This is a genomic window from Janibacter sp. YB324, from assembly GCF_014217915.1.
Taxonomy (GTDB): Bacteria; Actinomycetota; Actinomycetes; order Actinomycetales; family Dermatophilaceae; genus Janibacter; species Janibacter indicus.
On the sequence record NZ_CP060120.1, the window covers coordinates 819,113 to 836,530 of the forward strand.

Sequence of the window (17,418 nt, forward strand, 5' to 3'; positions counted from 1 at the left end):
TTTTGGGACCATGCCGGGATGCGCAACGGCTATCTCGACCTGCTGCGGGTCGTCGGCACGGTCGCGATCGTCCTCGGGCACATCGAGGGCCTCAAGCCGCTGCCGGACTACGTCTACCCCTGGCACGTGCCGCTGTACTTCATGCTGTCGGGGTGGCTGTGGCGGCCGGGGTCGCGCGACTTCGGCAGCGAGGTCAAGGTCCGCGCCAAGACCCTGCTGCTGCCGTACATCCCGTGGTTTGCGATCGTCTCCCTCGTCTACGGGCTCGAGCTGTGGCGAAGGGGGCGTGACAGCACCGGCAAGGTCGAGGAGCAGCTGCCCGGCGGGGCCTATGCGATCGAGCCGTACTCCGCCTTCTGGTTCATCACGGCGCTCTTCGTCGCGGTCGTCACCGTCCGCGGGCTCGAGGCGCTGCGGCTGCCGCTGTGGCTGCAGATCGGGGTGGGCGTGGGTCTGTGCGCGCTCGTGCAGACCTACCAGGACATCTCGGTGAACTCGCCCTTCGCGATCGCGCAGGGGCTGGGGTGCGTGATCTTCGTGCAGGCGGGCTATCTCGCGCGGCTGCTCACCGGACGCTCCGGGCAGCGCTCGCGGTGGAGTCGCCGGACGCTGTGGGTGATGGCGATCGCGACCTTCGCCCTCGGGGTGTGGATCACGACGCGGCCCGGGGTGGGCAACCTCAACCTGAAGTTCGCGCAGTTCAACGAGCCGGTGTGGGCGGTCCTCGCCGGGATCCTCATCAGCGCCGGCATGATCATGGCCCCGATCTACATCGGCGGGGTGTGGTCGCACCGGATCAGCACCCTCGCCCAGTCGGGCATGGCGGTGATCCTCCTGCACGCGCTCTTTGTGTGGTTCGGCAAGGGGCACAACCCGTATCTCGTCGCGGTCGTGGCGGTCGTGGTGCCCTGGACCCTCGGGCTGCTGCTCGCGCGCACCCGGTGGGGGTGGGTCTTCGGCTGCTCGCGCCCCAAGCCCTTGGCGACGTAGGGGCGCACGGGCCCCGAGAGTCTGGGTTGATGTATCCGAGTGCGTTGGGGCTCACCGCTATACATCGACCCGGTGTTGCTGAGGCGCCCGAGAGTCTGGGTTGATGTATCCGAGTGCGCTGGGGGTCACTCCTATACATCGACCGCGAACCCGGCGCAGCGCACGTGCGCGGGGACCCACACGGCGAGCTCGACGCTGTCCCCAGTCTCGTGAGGCGCAGGCGGGTCGTCCACAGGCGTGAGGACCCCCCTTCGTCCGGGACGCGGAGCGTGGAGCCTTGGCTCATGGCGACGCGGACCGAGCACCCACTGGCGGTGCACTCGAGGGTGCGAGCGGCCTCCGCGACCTATGGGCACGTCATCGACCACAGGAGGCTGCGGGCCCTGGGGGTGACGCGGTGGCAGGCGCGCGCGCAGGTCGACGCCGGCCGGTGGGTGCGCCTTGGACGGCAGACCTTCGCGACGGCACCGGGGCAGCTGGGGGAGCATGCGGCGAGATGGCGCGCGGTGTGGGAGGCCGGTGAGCGCATCGCCCTCGTCGACGGGGTCTCGGCGCTGCAGGCCCTGGGGCTCAGGGGTGGTCGGAGGAGACGGTGCACATCTCTGCCGTGCACAACCACAACGTCAGCCAGATCCAGGGTGTGTCCGTGCACAAGGTGGCTCGCCGGGTGGAGGGCGAGCGCAGGGGGACCGGCCTGCCGTGCACGCAGCCCGCCGTCGCGGCCGTGAGGGCGGCGCACTGGGCGGTGAGCGACCGGCAAGCAGCCACCCTCATGGCGATGACGGTGCTGCAGCGCCTCGCGACCGGGCAGCATCTGCTCGATGCGGTCGCACGGGTGAGGGGGCGCAGTCGCCGGGCCTTCATCCACCGCATCGCCCTCGATGTCGCCGACGGGGCACACGCGTTGGGCGAGCTCGAGTTCGCTGCGGCTTGCAGGCGACGGGGTATGCCGGAGCCCACGCGGCAGTCGCTGCGCAGACTCTCGGCCACGCACGCCTACCTCGACGTGTTCTTCGAGGAGCACGGCATCGTCGTCGAGATCGACGGCGCCGGTCACCAGTGGGGGCTCAAGGCCCTCGACGACCACCTGAGGGACAACGCGGTCGTGATCGGTGGCGACCGCGTCCTGCGCATCAACGTCATCGGGCTGCGGCTCCATGAGGACGAGTTCATGGAGCAGGTCAAGGCGGCGCTCGAGTCGGAGTGGGCCCAGGCCAATCGTCGCGCCTTCAGGAAGCGTGGGCGCTGAGCCCTCGCTGCTCCGTGGGTCGATGTACGAGCGTGAGCCCCAGCGCACCGAGATACATCAACCCAGCCTCGTGGGCGCCTCACCACCACCGGGTCGATGTATGACGGTGAGCCCCAGCGCACTGAGATACATCAACTCGGCTGGAGGGGGAGCGCAGGAGGGGGCTGAGGGTCAGCCGATCCACTCGCCCCAGCCGTGGTGGAGCACCAGCCAGGCGATGAGGCCGTAGCCGGCCTGGCCCGGGTGCACCCCGTCGGCGGACGCGGCGATGTCGGACTCCCACTGGTCGTGACCCGCCAGGGGGGTGAAGGTGTCGACGAAGGTCACGCCCCGTCGGTCGCAGACGTCGCGCTGGGCCTCGACGACGTGGCGCAGCTGGTCGTTGGACTCGGGGTCTGCCGAAGGGGGCGGGCCGACGACGAGGGTGGCGACGCCCTGGCTCGAGGCCTCGTCGAGGATGTTGGCGAGGTTGAGCCGCAGGCGGGCGATCGAGGTGCCCGCGGCGACGTCGGCGTGGCCGACCTGCACGACGAGGCGACGCTCGGTGACGCCCTGGAAGCGGCGCGGGCCCTCGGTGAGCCACCGCTCGGCGACCCCGCCGGCGGTCTCTCCGCGCACGCCGAGGTTGTAGTGCGCGACGACCGCGTCCTTGATCTGGGTGCGGGCCATGACCCGACCGACCCACCCCAGGGCCTTGTCGTCCCCCTCACCGGCGACGAAGGAGTCGCCGATGAAGACGAGCGCGACCTCCCGGCGGCCGTCCTCCGTGCTGAAGGTGGCGCTGGGGGTGAACTCGTTGCCGGCTGCGTCCGTCATCGGGTGGCCGCTCACGTGGGGTACTCCTGGGGGTGGGTCGGTCTGCGGGTCTCGGCCGACGTTACTCGTCGTCGAGCTCGTCGTCGTCGAGGCGTGCCAGCCACGACGCGAGTCGCTCGATCGGCGTCTCGAACTCGGGGTTGAGATCGACGAAGGTGCGGAGCTGGTCACTCACCCACTCGAGAGTGACCTGCTCCTCACCACGTCGGTCCGCGAGCTCTTCGATGCCGCGGTCCGTGAAGTACATCAGCGGTCGAAGGCGCGGGCGATGAGGTCCGCCTGCTCCTGCGCGTGCTTCTTCGCGGTACCGGCGGCGGGGGAGGCGCTGGGCGGGCGGGTGACCGCCGTGAGGGCGCGGGTCTCGCCGTGCTCGGCCAGGTCGGCCGGCAGGTTCATCCCGAGGAAGGGCCAGGCGCCCTGGTTCTCCGGCTCCTCCTGCACGAGGACGAGCTCGGCATTGGGGTACTGCGCCAGCTCGGCCGCGAGCTCCTCACCCGGCAGCGGGTAGAAGCGCTCGAGGTGCAGGATCGCGGTCTGCTCGTCGCCGCGCTTCTTGCGCTCGGCCTCGAGGTCCCACGTGACCTTGCCCGCGGCGATCAGCACCCGGGTGACCTGGTCCCCCTTCGGCTGGGTCATGTCGGGCAGGACCGCGCGGAAGCCACCGGAAGTGAAGTCCTCGGGCTGGCTGCTCGCGGCCTTGAGGCGCAGCATCGACTTCGGGGTGAAGACGATGAGCGGACGACGCGGCCGCTGATAGGCCTGACGACGCAGCAGGTGGAAGTAGCTCGCCGGCGTCGACGGGAAGGCGACCGTCATGTTGTTTTGTGCGCACAGCGCGAGGAAGCGCTCGATGCGGGCGGAGGAGTGGTCCGGCCCCTGGCCCTCGTAGCCGTGCGGCAGGAGGAGGACGACCGAGGAGTTCTGGCCCCACTTCTGCTCGGAGGAGGAGACGAACTCGTCGATGATCGTGGCCGCGCCGTTGACGAAGTCACCGAACTGGGCCTCCCACAGCACGAGCGCGTCGGGGCGCTCGACGGAGTAGCCGTACTCGAAGCCGAGGGCCGCGAACTCCGACAGCAGCGAGTCGTAGACCCAGAAGCGGGCCTGCCCACCACCGAGGTAGTTGAGCGGCGTCCACTCCTCGCCGTTGTTTTTGTCGATGAGGACCGCGTGCCGCTGCACGAAGGTGCCGCGACGCGAGTCCTGACCGGCCAGACGCACCGGGGTGCCGTCCATGAGGAGCGAGCCGAAGGCGATCATCTCGCCGGTGCCCCAGTCGATGCCGCCCTCGCTGACCGAGGCGGCGCGCTTCTGCATCGCCTGCTGCAGCTTGGGGTGGATCGTGAAGTCGGCCGGCGGGGAGTCGAAGACGTCACCGATGTGCTTGAGGTCGGTCTCGGAGATGCCGGTCTCGTCGGCCGAGCGGGTCGTCGCGTCACTGGTCTGCGACGACGGACGCTCGAGACCGGCGTTGTCCGGCGCGTCGGAGCCGGTGTCGCCCGAGTCGCTGCCCGCGTCGGCCGGCGAGGCGGGGGCCTTGAGGGCCTCCTTGGTCTCGACGAAGACCCGCTCGAGCTGTGCCTGGTAGTCGCGCAGCGCGGCGTCGGCCTCCTCCGGGGTGATGTCCTTGCGGCCGATGAGGCTCTCCGTGTAGAGCTTGCGCACCGAGCGCTTGGACTCGATGAGCTTGTACATCAGCGGCTGGGTCATCGACGGGTCGTCGCCCTCGTTGTGACCGCGGCGGCGGTAGCACACGACGTCGATGACGACGTCCTTGTGGAAGCGCTGACGGAACTCGAAGGCGAGCTCGGCGACCCGCACGCAGGCCTCCGGGTCGTCACCGTTGACGTGGAAGATCGGCGCCTGGATCATCCGCGCCACGTCGGTGGAGTAGACCGACGAGCGGCTTGCGGAGGGCGAAGTGGTGAAGCCGACCTGGTTGTTGACGACCACGTGGATCGTGCCACCGGTGCGGTAGCCGCGCAGCTGGCTCTGCTGCAGGGTCTCCGCGACGACGCCCTGACCGGCGAAGGCCGCGTCACCGTGCATGAGGATCGGCAGGACGGGGAAGTCCTCGCCACCGTGGTTGAGGCGGTCCTGCTTGGCGCGCACGATGCCCTCGAGCACCGGGTTGACCGCCTCGAGGTGGCTCGGGTTGGCCGCGAGATAGACCTTGGTCGTCTCGCCGTCCTCGCCGGTGAACTCGCCCTCGGTGCCCAGGTGGTACTTCACGTCGCCGGAGCCCTGGACGGACTTCGGGTCGAGCTGGCCCTCGAACTCGCGGAAGATCTGCCCGTAGGACTTGCCCGCGATGTTGGCCAGCACGTTGAGCCGGCCACGGTGAGGCATGCCGATGCAGACCTCGTCCATGCCCTCGCCCGCAGCGCGGGTGAGGATGCGGTCGAGCACCGCGATGACCGACTCGCCGCCTTCGAGGGAAAATCGCTTCTGCCCGACGAACTTCGTCTGCAAGAAGGTCTCGAAGGCCTCCGCTGCATTGAGTCGACGCAGGATGCGCAGCTGCTCGTCGCTCGTCGTCTTCGCGTAGCCGACCTCGACGCGCTCCTGCATCCAGCGGCGCTGCTCCGGGTCCTGGATGTGCATGTACTCGATGCCGGTGGTGCGGCAGTAGGAGTCACGCAGGATGCCCAGGATCTTGCGCAGCTTGAGGAAGGGCTCGCCACCGAAGCCGCCGGTCGCGAAGTGCCGGTCGAGGTCCCACAGCGTCAGGCCGTGGCTGGTGATGTCGAGGTCCTCGTGACGACGCTGCTTGTACTCCAGCGGGTCGATGTCGGCCATGAGGTGACCGCGCACGCGGTAGGCGTGGATGAGCTCCTGGACACGTGCGACCTTGTTGATGTCGTCGTCGTGCGTGGTGGAGATGTCCTGCACCCAGCGCACCGGCTCGTAGGGGATGCGCAGGCTCTCGAAGATCTCGTCGTAGAAGCCCTCGGCACCCAGCAGCAGCTGGTGGACGATCCGCAGGAACTCGCCCGACTGCGCACCCTGGATGATGCGGTGGTCGTAGGTCGAGGTCAGCGTGACGATCTTGGAGACGGCATTGCGGTTGAGCGTCTCGGTGCTCGCGCCCTGCCATTCGGCGGGATAGTCGAGGGCACCGACGCCGATGATCGCGCCCTGGCCCTTCATCAGGCGCGGGATCGAGTGGACGGTGCCGATGCCGCCAGGGTTGGTCAGCGACATCGTCGTGCCCTGGAAGTCCTCGACGGTCAGCTTGCCGTCGCGCGCCTTCTTGACGACGACCTCGTAGGCATTCCAGAAGGCGGTGAAGTCCATCGTCTCGGCCGGCTTGATCGCCGGGACCATGAGCTGACGGGAGCCGTCGTCCTTCTGCAGGTCGATGGCAATGCCGAGACCGACGTGGGCCGGCTGGACGACGACCGGCTTGCCCTTGTCGTTCGTCGTGTAGCCGACGTTCATCTCCGGCATGGCGCGCAGCGCCTTGACCAGGGCGTAGCCGATGAGGTGGGTGAAGGAGACCTTGCCCCCGCGGCTGCGCTTGAGGTGGTTGTTGATGACGATGCGGTTGTCGATGAGCAGCTTCGCCGGGACGGCGCGCACCGACGTGGCGGTCGGGACCTCGAGCGAGGACTCCATGTTGGTCACGACCCGGGCGGCAGCACCGCGAAGGGGGGTGTGCACGTCTTCCTCGACCGGCTTCTGGGCGGCCGCGGGCTTCTGCTCGTCACGCGGGGTGGGCTCGGCCTTCTTGGCCTCGGCCGTCTTCGGCTCGGCCTTGGGCTCCGCCTTGGCGGGCTCGGCCTTCTTCGCCTCGGCCTTGGGCTCGGCCTTCTTCGCCTCGGGGGCGGGGGCGGCCTTGGGCTCGCTCGCGGCCGGCGCATCCCCCTTCGCGCTGGTGCCGTTGCTCCCGCCGGTGCCCTGACCCGGGGTGTAGTTCTCGAAGAACTCCCACCAGGCCTTGTCGACACTGTTGCGGTCCTTCTTGTACTGCTCGTACAGCTCGTCGACCAGCCACTCGTTGGGGCCGAAGTCGTTCAGGGACACGGAGCCATCCTGGGGGTCAGGCACGGCGCATACGCCTCTTTCGTCACAGTCGCGAATAGGGGCCCGAAGTCAGCGCGGACCCCACTCGGGTCAGCCTAACGTGACGGGCGCCATGCGCCACCCTCGGGGCGGGGCCCTGATACGGCCGCGGGACCGCCCCCCTTCGTCAGGGAGGCGGTCCCGCAGACCGAGGTGGGCGCCGGACGTCAGGTGATGTCCTTGCGGTTGGACAGGACCGACCCGGCGACCGTGAGGACAGCGGCGTACCCGATGAGGATCAGCGCGCTCAGCCACCACGAGAAGTAGTAGCTGTCCGAGGCGCCTTCCGCGGCCCCGCCGGTCGGGTCGGCGGTGACGAGCATGCCGGTCGTGAGGTTGCCGGGGATGAACTTCGCGGCGGTCGTCCACCCGAGGATCGCGAAGGCGATGTTGGCGATGAACTGACCGAGGAAGCCGAAGGCCACCGCGATGAGCACCGCCGCGATCTGGTTGCGCACGAGCATGCCGAAGCCGAAGCCGATGAGCGCCCAGACGACCGTGGCGACGATCGTCGTGCCGAAGGACATGAGGACCTCGCCGTCGGTCAGCAGCAGCGGCGCGTCCTTGAAGACCGTCAGCACGAGACCACCGCCGGCAACCGCCGCAATGATGTGCACGACGCCGAGGACGGCGCCGACGACGACGACCGACAGGGTCTTGGCGACGGCCACGACCCAGCGGCGGGGGGTCGCCAGGTAGGTCGCGGTGGCGGTCTTGTGGCGGTATTCCGTCGTGATGAGCAGGACGCCCAGCGCGAGGGGGAAGAGCGCGGTGAGGCTGCCGAACTCACCGAAGAGCCCGAAGGTGTAGACGAACTGGGCCGCAGCGGGGGACATCTCGACGAAACCCGTGGTCTCGCCGTCCGGGCCGGTCAGGCCGATGAGCGAGGCCGCGGCCATCGACATGAGGAAGGCGAGGACGGCCATCCCCAGGCCCATGCCCCACCACAGCTTGGTCGTGAAGATCTTGCGGATCTCGGACTGGATGGCGCCGATCACTGGTTCGCCCCTTCCTGCCCCGGTGCCGAGACCGGGGTCATCGGCCGGGCCTGCTCGCCGGCGGACTGACCGGTCTCACCGAGGTTGCGGTTGGTGCCCTCGGTGAGGGTGAAGAAGAGCTGCTCGAGGTCCGCGGCGAGCGGACGCAGCTCGTGGATCGGCACGCCGGCGCGCAGGGCGACGTCGCCGACGAGTCGCAGGTCGTCGGTCTCGGCGACGATGCCACCGTCGTCCTGGACGCGGGCCGTGACGTCGGCGACGCGCAGCGCCCCGACGAGGGAGTCGGCGTCGGAGGTGCGCACGAGCGAGGTGGCGTTGCCGCGCAGCTCATCGACGGTGCCCTCACGGACGAGCTTGCCGTTGGCGACGATGATCACGTCGTCGACCGTCTGCTCGATCTCCTGGAGCAGGTGGCTGGAGACGAGGATCGTGCGGCCCTCGCTCGCCAGGTGCTGCAGGAAGCCGCGCAGCCAGCGGATGCCCTCGGGGTCGAGGCCGTTGGCCGGCTCGTCGAGGACGAGCAGGCGCGGGTCGCCGATGAGCGCCGCGGCCAGGCCGAGGCGCTGGCGCATGCCCATGCTGTAGCCGCCGGCCTTCTTGCGGGCGGCGGCCGGGATGCCGGTGAGCTCGAGCAGCTCGTCGACACGGCTGTCGGGGATGCCGGCGGTCGCGGCGAGCACCCGCAGGTGGTCACGGCCGGAGCGCCCCGGGTGGAAGTTGGTCGCCTCCAGCGCCGACCCGACCACGCGCAGCGGCTGGTCGAGGTCGCGATAGGTCTTGCCGTCGATGGTGGCGGTGCCGGAGGTCTGGCGCACCAGGCCGAGCAACATGCGCAGGCTCGTGGTCTTGCCGGCGCCGTTGGGGCCGAGGAAGCCGGTGATCCGGCCGGGCTCGACGTTGAAGCTGAGGTCGTCGACGGCGGTGAAGCCCCCGAACCTCTTGGTCAGGTTGCGCACCTCTACGCGCGCTCCCGTCGTGGTCATCACGTCCCCTTCATGGTTGTGGTCGGGGACCATGCAACCATCCCGGCCGAAGGGGGGCATCCGCCTTTCGGCTGAACCTCACCTCCCCCCACGGGGGGAGGGGCGTCTCAGGCAACACACAGGCGGCGTTCCGTAGAATCTCGGCCACCATGACCATAGGTCTACTCATCCTGGCCCTGGTGCTCACTCTGGGTACCGCCCTCTTCGTGGCTGCCGAGTTCTCCCTCGTCGCCCTCGACCGACCAGCTGTCCAGCGCGCCGTCGACGCCGGCGACACCGCAGCCAAGCCCGTGCTCGGCTCCCTTCGACAGCTCTCCACCCTGCTCTCCGCTTGCCAGATCGGCATCACGGTCACGACCCTCGCGCTGGGCTTCATCGCCAGCCCGGCGGTCGGCTCGCTCATCCAGCCCGCCCTCGAGGCGGTCGGCCTGCCGGAGCGCGTGGCGTCCTCGTCCGCCGACGGCCTGGCGCTGATCCTCGCCACCGTCTTCTCGATGATCCTCGGCGAGATGGTCCCCAAGACCCTCGCCGTCTCCGAGCCGCTCGGCACGGCCAAGGTCGTCGCGATGCCGATGCGGGTCATCGGCGTGCTCTTCAAGCCGCTGATCTTCGTGCTCAACGGCTCGGCCAACTGGGTGCTGCACCGCATGGGCGTCGAGCCGCAGGAGGAGCTGTCCGCCGCCCGCAGCCCCGCCGAGCTCGCCTCGCTCGTGCGCACCTCCGTCGAGGCCGGCACGCTCGACTCCGGCACCGCGCGTCTGGTGACGCGCTCGCTCGGCTTCGGCGAGCAGACCGCGGCGGACGTCATGACGCCCCGCAACCGCGCGAGCGCCATCGACCGCACTGCGTCCGCCGAGGACCTCGTCTCGCTCGCGCGCCGCACCGGTCACTCGCGCTTCCCCGTCACGGGGGAGGACTGGGACGACATCGACGGTGTCGTCCACGTCAAGAAGGCCATCGCCGTCCCGCACGAGCGTCGGGCCGCCGTGCCCGTCTCGGCCCTGATGATCGACCCGGTCGTCGTGCCCGAGACGCTGCGCCTGGACCCCCTGCTCATCCAGCTGCGTGACTCCGGTCTGCAGATGGGTGTCGTCGTCGACGAGTACGGCGGCACCGCGGGTGTCGTCACGCTCGAGGACCTCGTCGAGGAGATCGTCGGCGAGGTCAGCGACGAGCACGACCTCGCGCAGACCACCGGCCGCGCCCACGGTGACGGCGTGTGGACCGTGCCCGGCCTGTGGCGCCCCGACGAGGTCCGCGACCGCCTGGGGGCCGAGGTGCCCGAGGGCGCGGCCTACGAGACCGTCGGTGGCTGGGTCATGGCCGAGCTCGGCCGCGTCCCCGAGGTCGGCGACGTCGTCGAACTCGACGGCTGGCAGGTCACCGTGACCGACATGGACACCCGTCGCGTCGACCGGTTGCGCTTCGTCCAGCACGAGCCGGCCACCGACGGTGGTGCCGTCACGGACGGCGACACCATGACGAAGGGGGGTGAGCCGGCATGACGACGGTCCTGATCACCGTGGGCCTCCTGCTGGCCAATGCCTTCTTCGTCGGCGCCGAGTTCGCCGCGATGTCCGCCCGCCGCTCGCAGCTGGAGCCGCTGGCCGACGCCGGCAACAAGCGCGCGGCCATCGCCGTCGACGCGCTGCAGCACACCGGTGTCCTGCTGGCGACCTGCCAGCTCGGCATCACCATCTGCTCGGTGCTCCTGGGCGCCATCTCCGAGGCCGCGCTGCACCACGCGCTGCACCCGGTGATGGAGCGCATCGGCGTGCCGCCCGCCTTCACCGACGCCAGCTCGCTGGTGCTCGCGATCCTCATCGTCGTCTACCTGCACGTCGTCGTCGGCGAGATGGTCCCCAAGAACCTCGCCATCGCCGGCCCCGAGCGCTCGGCGATCATCCTCGTCCCGCCGCTCATGTGGGTCATGAAGATCGCCAAGCCGGTCATCCTCGTCATGGACTGGGTGTCCAAGGCCTTCGTCAGGGCGATGGGCATCGAGCCCAAGGACGAGGTCGGTTCGGCCTTCACCGCCGAGGAGGTCCAGCACATCGTCACCGAGTCCCACAAGGAGGGGCTCGTCGAGGCCGAGAAGTACGGCCTCGTCGGCGCGGCGCTCGAGTTCTCCGACAAGGACGCTCGGGACGTCGGCGTGCCCGTCGACCAGCTCGTCACCGTCCCGCGCGAGGCGACGCCCGACGACATCGAGCGACTCGTCGCCCGCTACGGCTACTCGCGCTACCCGACGACCGACGAGGCCGGCGAGCTCATGGGGTACCTGCACCTGAAGGACGTGCTCTACGCCGACGAGACCGAGCGCGGCGAGCCGGTGCCGCGCAAGCGACTGCGCCGGATGGCGACGGTCCAGCCGGCCGACGAGGTCGAGGACGTGCTCGCGACGATGCAGCGCACGGGTACCCACCTGGCCCGCGTCGTCGACGACGCCGGCGCGACCCTGGGCGTCGTCTTCCTCGAGGACGTCATCGAGGAGCTCGTGGGTGAGGTGACCGACTCGACGCAGCGGGGGTGACCCCCTCGTCCGCCTGCAGGCAGACCTCGACCCAGCACTCCGCACGGAGGGCTGGGTCGAGGTCTGTGTCCCCGCGAAGGGGGAGAGGGCTCAGTACTGGTAGCCGGCGCAGTGCGGGCTGGTCTGGATGCGGGCGGCCGTGACCGGGCCGTCGCCGATCGAGTAGGTGATGTCGAGCCAGGTCGCGCTGGAGCCACCCTCGACGACGTACTCGTAGACGCCGGGCTTGCCGGAGACGGCGAGCGGGCCGCGGACGACGGTCTGGGTGTCGCCGCTGCCGTTGACGACGGAGACGAGGACGGGGGCCGGGGCGTCCGCCGGCTCGACGGCGAGGAAGACTCGGTAGCCCTTGTTGTAGCCGGCCGGCTCCTGGGAGGCGCCCTGGCAGCGGGTGCCGTGGCTGCGGCCCTCGTCGATGCTCGGGATCTCGGTCTCGGAGGCGGCGAGCGACGGGGCCGCGGCGGCGATGGTGATGGCCGGCGCGGTCCAGGCGATGCCCTTGGCGACGCTGCGGCGAGAGATCTGCGGGGTGCTCATACGGTGCTGCTCCTGATGACGTCGGTTGCGGCGGGGCCCCCTCCAACACCGGCGCCCGCCACGCGTCATCGTCGCCACCCAGCGGGTTTCGCGCCTTCGCCTGTGGTGACAGCTGCGGCTGTCGCACTTATCACGACATGACAGGTGTCGCATCTCGAGAGCGGATGTGTGACTATTCCCCGACGACGGACCCGGGGAGGGGTCCGTGTGTCCGTGAGGGGAGGCGGTGTGGCGATGGCGGTCACGCAGATGGCGAGCGACCTGGCCGCGCGGCTGCTGACGACCCACGGCGAGCGTGCGCGCGAAATGGTGCCCACGCTCATCCAGGCCGTGGCGCAGGGGCAGGGCCTCGACGACGTCTCCGCCGACGACCAGTGGTCGACGCTGGCCACCGAGCTGCTGAGCGAGTTCTTCACCTGCGTGTCCGTCAACGACGTCACGCGGATCGCTGCTCCGGGCAGCATCTTCGAAGAGGTCGGGCGGCGCTGCGCCCGCGCCGGCGTCGATGCCGACACGCTCGCGGCGGCCATCCGGCAGGCGACCCGCCGCACGCAGGCCCAGGTCCACCGCTTCGTCCTCGCCGAGTCCGGCGAGACCGACCCCGAGGCCGTCGTCGCCCTCCTCTCCCGGGTCGCCGCCGTCGGCGAGGAGGTCGTGCCGGCCGTGCTCCGCGGCCACGAGCTCGAGCTGGCCGACGGGGGCGCCGTCGCCGCGCACCGCCTCGGCGACCTGCTCCTGGCCGGGGATCCGGGTGCGGCCGACCTCGCCCGGGAGCTCGGCTGGCCCGCCGACGCCCTCGTCAGCGCCATCGTGCTCACCCCCGCCGACGCGGCGGCACTCGACGACCGCAGCGACCTCCCCTTCGCCCGGCACGAGCGGGAGCGCGACCTCGTGCTCATGGCCCCGATCGCCGGTGGCGCCCTCGCGACGACCCTGCGCCCGCTGCTGGCGGGCAGCGTCTGCACCGTGGGCCCCGCGGTCCCGATGGCGCGCGCGCCGGAGAGCCTGGCGCTCGCCGACCGGCTTGTCGACCGACGCGGGGCTCATGGGGATGCTCTCGTCTTCGTCGACGAGGAGCTGCTCGAGCTGGCGAGCACCGCCGACGCGATGGTGATCGCGGCCCTGCGCCGCAAGTACTTCGTCGAGCTCGACCGGCTGCCCGGCGACGTCCGGACCCCTCTGGTGCAGACCCTCCACGAGTGGCTGCGGCACTGGGGCCACCGACCCGCGACGGCCGACGCGCTCGGGGTCCATCCGCAGACGGTGAGCGGCCGGATCAACCGGCTGCGGGACCTGCTGGCCGACGAACTCGACGACGCCCAGGTGCGCTCGGAGCTGCTCGTCCTGCTCACGGCGCTCGCTGCGGAGGGGTCAGCGGCCTGATCTGGCCCAAACTCGGCGTGGCGTGGACCACATTCTGGGCGGATACTGGAACATGCTGGGGTTCTCAGCCACGACCAGGAGAGTGAGCATGTCCAGCACGCAGGCCCCAGAGGTCAAGCCCAAGGAGGGCTTCTCCTCGCGCAAGGTCTTCATCTTCGCGGCCATCGGATCGGCGGTGGGCCTCGGCAACATCTGGCGCTTCCCGTACGTGGCCTACGAAGGTGGCGGCGGCGCCTTCATCATCCCCTACCTGTGCGCGTTGCTCTTCGCGGGCATCCCGCTCCTCTACCTCGACTACGCCGTCGGCCACCGCTTCCGCGGATCGGCCCCGCTCTCCCTTCGCCGGCTGCACCGCGGCGCCGAGTGGCTCGGCTGGTGGCAGGTGCTCATCTGCGTCGTCATCGCCGTCTACTACGCCGCGATCCTCGCCTGGGCGGGCAAGTACGCGGTCCTGTCCTTCACCAAGGGCTGGGGCGACGACCCCAATGCCTACTTCTTCGGCGACTACCTGAAGGCGGCCGAGACGCCCGGGCCGACCTTCGACTTCGTCCCCGGCATCCTCATGACGATGATCCTCGTCTGGGTCGTGACCATCGGCGTGCTCGCCATGGGCGTCCAGACCGGCATCGGGCGCACCGCGGTGATCTTCATCCCCGTGCTCGTGCTCGCCTTCATCGTCCTGGTCATCCAGGCGCTCACCCTCGACGGCTCGATGGAGGGCCTCAACGCCCTCTTCACGCCCGACTGGGGCGCGCTGACGCACGGCAGCGTGTGGATCTCGGCGGTCGGCCAGATCTTCTTCAGCCTGTCCGTCGGCTTCGGCATCATGATCACCTACGCCAGCTACGTCGACCGCAAGACCGACATGACCGGCTCGGGTGCCGTCGTCGGCTTCTCCAACTCCGGCTTCGAGCTGCTCACCGGCATCGGTGTCTTCGCCGCACTCGGCTTCATGGCCCAAGCGGCCGGCACCGAGGTCAGCGAGGTCGTGACCAACGGCATCGGCCTGGCCTTCGTCGCCTTCCCGACGATCATCAACGAAGCCCCCGGCGGCGTCGTCATCGGCGTGCTCTTCTTCGTCTCGCTGCTGCTCGCCGGCGTCACCTCGCTCATCTCGATCGTCGAGGTCGTCATCGGCGCCGTCCGCGACAAGGTCGGCATCTCGCGCACCGCCGCGACCTTCGTCGTCGGCGTGCCGATGGGTGTGGTCAGCGTCCTGATGTTCTCGACGACCGGCGGCATCTACGTGCTCGACACGATGGACGCCTTCGTCAACAGCTTCGGCATCATCGCCGTCGCGGCCGTGATGATGCTCGCCATCACCTACGTCTTCCGCAAGCTCGGTGTGCTGCAGCGTCACCTCGACGCCCGCAGCTCGATCAAGCTGCGCGGCTGGTGGCCGGCGCTCGTCGCGGTCGTCGTGCCGCTGCTGCTCATCGCCATGCTGTGGCAGGAGCTCAAGACCAAGATCGACACGCCCTACGAGGAGTACCCGGCCGACCTGCTGGGCGTCTTCGGCTGGGGCATGGTCGTCGCGCTGCCGATCCTGGCGATCGGGCTCTCGCTCATCCCGTGGCGTGGCACGGTCTCGCTCGAGGACCCCACCACGGCCGAGGTCGACGGAGGTGAGCAGGCATGACCACCACCGCCATCATCATGATGATCGTGGCGATCCTCGTCATCTGGGGCGGGCTCGCCCTGGCGATCGCCAACCTCGCCACCCGCGGCGACTCCGCCTCCGAGGACGTCACCGAGTTCGAGGTCCACCGCGACCTGTAGCCTCGTCTGCCCCGCAGACCCGAAGGGGGTCGACGACCAGGTGTCGTCGACCCCCTTCGGCATGCGGCCGGGTCTATGTTTGTCCCGGCGCTCGGTCAGGGGCCGGGCCACGACGCAAGGGGAGTCACATGCGCAGGCTGTCGGGAATCGTCATGTCGGGAGCACTGGGGGTGGCGCTCGTCGGGATCGCCGCGCCCGCGGGGCACGCCGCGCCGGTCGAGGGGAGCTTCGAGGTCGTCGATTGGGAGACGCAGGCGTCGTGCCGCAACCACGGCGCCCCCTCGCCCGTGGTGACCTACACGGTGCCGAGCGCCGTGACCTCGTGGCGCAACATCCTCTTCGCCGTCGACGACCAGTCCGGCTATGCGCGCACCGCGCTGCAGGAGGGGCAGACCACGGTCACCGAGACCCTCGGCCCGATCGCCTCCGGCGAGCACGTACTGCGCGAGGTCGCCGGGGGTGCGCAGGAGCTCACCGTCACGGCGCCGCAGTGCCCCGAGGGCTCGCCGGACCCGACGTCCGCGGTCTTCCCCAACGACCGGGTCGCCGCGGCCGTCGTCGACGGGGCCTTCACCGAGCCGACGTGCACCAACCAGTCCCTCGAGCCGCCAGTCCTCCCCTTCGACTACGACAACACCGGCACGGACAACGGCTTCATCGCCTATGCCGTCGACGGACTCGTCCGGCTCGGCACCTTCGTCAGTCCCGGGGGCACGCGCACTCAGGCGATCGCGATGGACGAGGGCGAGCACACCTACAGCCTCTACGGGGCGAAGGGGGAGCTGCTCGACGTCGTCACCGTCACCGCGCCCGACTGCAGCGACGACGGCTCGGGCGACCCGGGCACAGACGACCCGGGCACGGACGACCCGGGCACGGACGACCCGGGCACGGACGACCCGGGCACGGACGACCCGGGCGAAGGCGCGGGCTCCGGCGATGGGACCGATGACGGTGACGGAGCCGGCTCGGGCGATGGCGAGGACACCGGCACCGACACCCCGAGGAGCAACGCGCCGACCCCGGAGATCCCCAAGGTCGTCCACACCGGCTGATCGAGCACCGGGTCGATGTATCCGGGTGAGTCCTGACGCAACCCGGATACATCGACCGAGCCCCCTCGGGAAGCCGCCCGGGCACGCCGAAGGGCCGCCAGCGAGTGCTGGCGGCCCTTCGGAAAAATGCGCCCCCGGCAGTGTGCTGGCTCAGGACATCGGAATGGGGTGTCTCGAGTCATTGGAATAGGGGTGTCTCACGACATCGGCATGGTGTGGGTCCTGATGCTGGGGCATGTCGAAACGTCGTCTCGTGATCACCGCGGTCCGAACCCCTCACCCGGCTTCGCGACCGGGAAGATCACCTCCGACAGGAGCTCGTCCGGCTCGATCACCGTCGACAGCGCACCGGTGAAGAAGTCGGTGGCAGCCACCTGCCGGGTGCCGCCAGCACCCGTCAGCACCATCGTCGCCTCCAGGCAGGCAGCCACGGCAGGCAGCTCCGCCGAAGGATCAGCATGCGCGATGCTGCCGCACACGGTGCCGCGGCTGCGGATCTCGCGGTGGCCGACCCAAGGCAGGGCGAGCCGTACCAGCGGTACCGGTGCGGCGATCTCCTCCCGCTGCAACTGCCGCTGGCGAACGGTGGCGCCGACCCGGAGGGACCCGTTGTCCCGGGAAAGCTTTCTCAGTTCGGGCACGGCATTGATGTCAACCAGCTGAGCTGGCCGCCCCAGGCGCATCGCGAGCACCGGCACCAACGACTGTCCTCCAGCGATCACCTTGGATCCGTCACGGGACAGCTCGGCCACCACATCGGCGACGGTGCCGGGGCGGACGTAGGCGAACGGCGCGGCCTTCACGCAACGTCACCGACCCTCGAACCGCGGGGATCGCTTCTCGCCGAATGCTGCGACGCCCTCGGCGAAGTCGTGGCTGGCCCTCAGCATGGAGTAGGCCTTCCGCTCGAGCTCGATACCCGTGTAGAGCGGGCCGTCAACCCCTCGGTCAAGCACTTCCTTGGCGGTCCGCAACGCGATCGGCGAGTAATCGAGCAGCTTGCCCACGACCTCGTCGACGGAGCGGTATC

16 protein-coding genes are annotated in these 17,418 nt (G+C 69.9%); 8 read left to right on the plus strand and 8 right to left on the minus strand.

The features are described from left to right. The first annotated feature begins 18 nt into the window (after positions 1–18). Positions 19–990 (plus strand): acyltransferase family protein, encoded by a 972-nt coding sequence (locus tag H7A72_RS04030; protein WP_185221725.1) that lies wholly within the window; start codon positions 19–21, stop codon positions 988–990. Positions 991–1,582: 592 nt separating this feature from the next. Then, on the plus strand, positions 1,583–2,239 hold the full coding sequence (locus H7A72_RS04035; protein WP_185221726.1) for a hypothetical protein: 657 nt from the start codon (positions 1,583–1,585) through the stop codon (positions 2,237–2,239). A gap of 171 nt (positions 2,240–2,410) precedes the next feature. On the opposite strand, the gene H7A72_RS04040 is transcribed toward H7A72_RS04035, so the two are convergent. The 5 genes from H7A72_RS04040 to H7A72_RS04060 all read right to left on the minus strand — a co-directional run bounded on the left by H7A72_RS04040 (position 2,411) and on the right by H7A72_RS04060 (position 9,101). Continuing rightward, positions 2,411–3,055, minus strand: coding sequence for a GDSL-type esterase/lipase family protein (locus H7A72_RS04040; protein ID WP_185221727.1), 645 nt, complete (start codon positions 3,053–3,055; stop codon positions 2,411–2,413). A 61-nt stretch (positions 3,056–3,116) separates the two neighbouring features. Beyond that, the gene (locus H7A72_RS04045) at positions 3,117–3,302 is read right to left on the minus strand and encodes a DUF6104 family protein (protein WP_068316192.1); all 186 of its coding nucleotides are present in this window, start codon (positions 3,300–3,302) and stop codon (positions 3,117–3,119) included. Further along, positions 3,302–7,081, minus strand: a complete 3,780-nt coding sequence (locus H7A72_RS04050; RefSeq protein WP_223277773.1) for a multifunctional oxoglutarate decarboxylase/oxoglutarate dehydrogenase thiamine pyrophosphate-binding subunit/dihydrolipoyllysine-residue succinyltransferase subunit — start codon at positions 7,079–7,081, stop codon at positions 3,302–3,304. The genes H7A72_RS04045 and H7A72_RS04050 overlap by 1 nt, the downstream gene beginning before the upstream one ends. A 206-nt stretch (positions 7,082–7,287) precedes the next feature. After that, on the minus strand, positions 7,288–8,118 hold the full coding sequence (locus H7A72_RS04055) for an ABC transporter permease subunit (protein WP_084449340.1): 831 nt from the start codon (positions 8,116–8,118) through the stop codon (positions 7,288–7,290). Continuing rightward, entirely contained in the window at positions 8,115–9,101 is a 987-nt protein-coding gene (locus tag H7A72_RS04060; protein WP_084449579.1) for an ABC transporter ATP-binding protein, read from the minus strand. Before H7A72_RS04060 ends, H7A72_RS04055 begins: the two co-directional genes overlap by 4 nt. Positions 9,102–9,250: 149 nt before the next feature. Between H7A72_RS04060 and H7A72_RS04065 the strand changes: the two genes are divergently transcribed. Together H7A72_RS04065 and H7A72_RS04070 are read left to right on the plus strand one after the other, a co-directional pair. After that, entirely contained in the window at positions 9,251–10,606 is a 1,356-nt protein-coding gene (locus H7A72_RS04065) for a hemolysin family protein (RefSeq protein ID WP_223277774.1), read from the plus strand. Then, on the plus strand, positions 10,603–11,634 hold the full coding sequence (locus H7A72_RS04070) for a hemolysin family protein (protein ID WP_185221729.1): 1,032 nt from the start codon (positions 10,603–10,605) through the stop codon (positions 11,632–11,634). Before H7A72_RS04065 ends, H7A72_RS04070 begins: the two co-directional genes overlap by 4 nt. Positions 11,635–11,724: 90 nt before the next feature. Here the strand turns inward: H7A72_RS04070 and H7A72_RS04075 are convergent, their stop codons facing one another. Continuing rightward, positions 11,725–12,171 (minus strand): hypothetical protein, encoded by a 447-nt coding sequence (locus H7A72_RS04075; protein WP_185221730.1) that lies wholly within the window; start codon positions 12,169–12,171, stop codon positions 11,725–11,727. 234 nt (positions 12,172–12,405) lie between these two features. On the opposite strand from H7A72_RS04075, the gene H7A72_RS04080 reads away from it, so the two are divergent. The 4 genes from H7A72_RS04080 (at position 12,406) to H7A72_RS04095 (ending at position 16,388) form a co-directional block, all read left to right on the plus strand. Then, positions 12,406–13,554, plus strand: a complete 1,149-nt coding sequence (locus H7A72_RS04080; protein WP_185221731.1) for a helix-turn-helix domain-containing protein — start codon at positions 12,406–12,408, stop codon at positions 13,552–13,554. Positions 13,555–13,642: 88 nt separating this feature from the next. Then, positions 13,643–15,193 carry a sodium-dependent transporter gene (locus H7A72_RS04085; RefSeq protein ID WP_185221732.1) on the plus strand — a complete coding sequence of 517 codons (1,551 nt, stop codon included), beginning with the start codon at positions 13,643–13,645 and terminating at the stop codon, positions 15,191–15,193. Continuing rightward, on the plus strand, positions 15,190–15,333 hold the full coding sequence (locus H7A72_RS04090; RefSeq protein WP_185221733.1) for a methionine/alanine import family NSS transporter small subunit: 144 nt from the start codon (positions 15,190–15,192) through the stop codon (positions 15,331–15,333). The genes H7A72_RS04085 and H7A72_RS04090 overlap by 4 nt, the downstream gene beginning before the upstream one ends. Before the next feature lie 128 nt (positions 15,334–15,461). Further along, entirely contained in the window at positions 15,462–16,388 is a 927-nt protein-coding gene (locus H7A72_RS04095; RefSeq protein ID WP_185221734.1) for a hypothetical protein, read from the plus strand. Between the two features lie 257 nt (positions 16,389–16,645). Here the strand turns inward: H7A72_RS04095 and H7A72_RS04100 are convergent, their stop codons facing one another. Beyond that, positions 16,646–17,191, minus strand: coding sequence for a xanthine dehydrogenase family protein subunit M (locus H7A72_RS04100; protein WP_185221735.1), 546 nt, complete (start codon positions 17,189–17,191; stop codon positions 16,646–16,648). Positions 17,192–17,197: 6 nt separating this feature from the next. Then, positions 17,198–17,395 carry an enoyl-CoA hydratase-related protein gene (locus H7A72_RS04105; protein WP_255494282.1) on the minus strand — a complete coding sequence of 66 codons (198 nt, stop codon included), beginning with the start codon at positions 17,393–17,395 and terminating at the stop codon, positions 17,198–17,200. Positions 17,396–17,418: the final 23 nt, after the last annotated feature.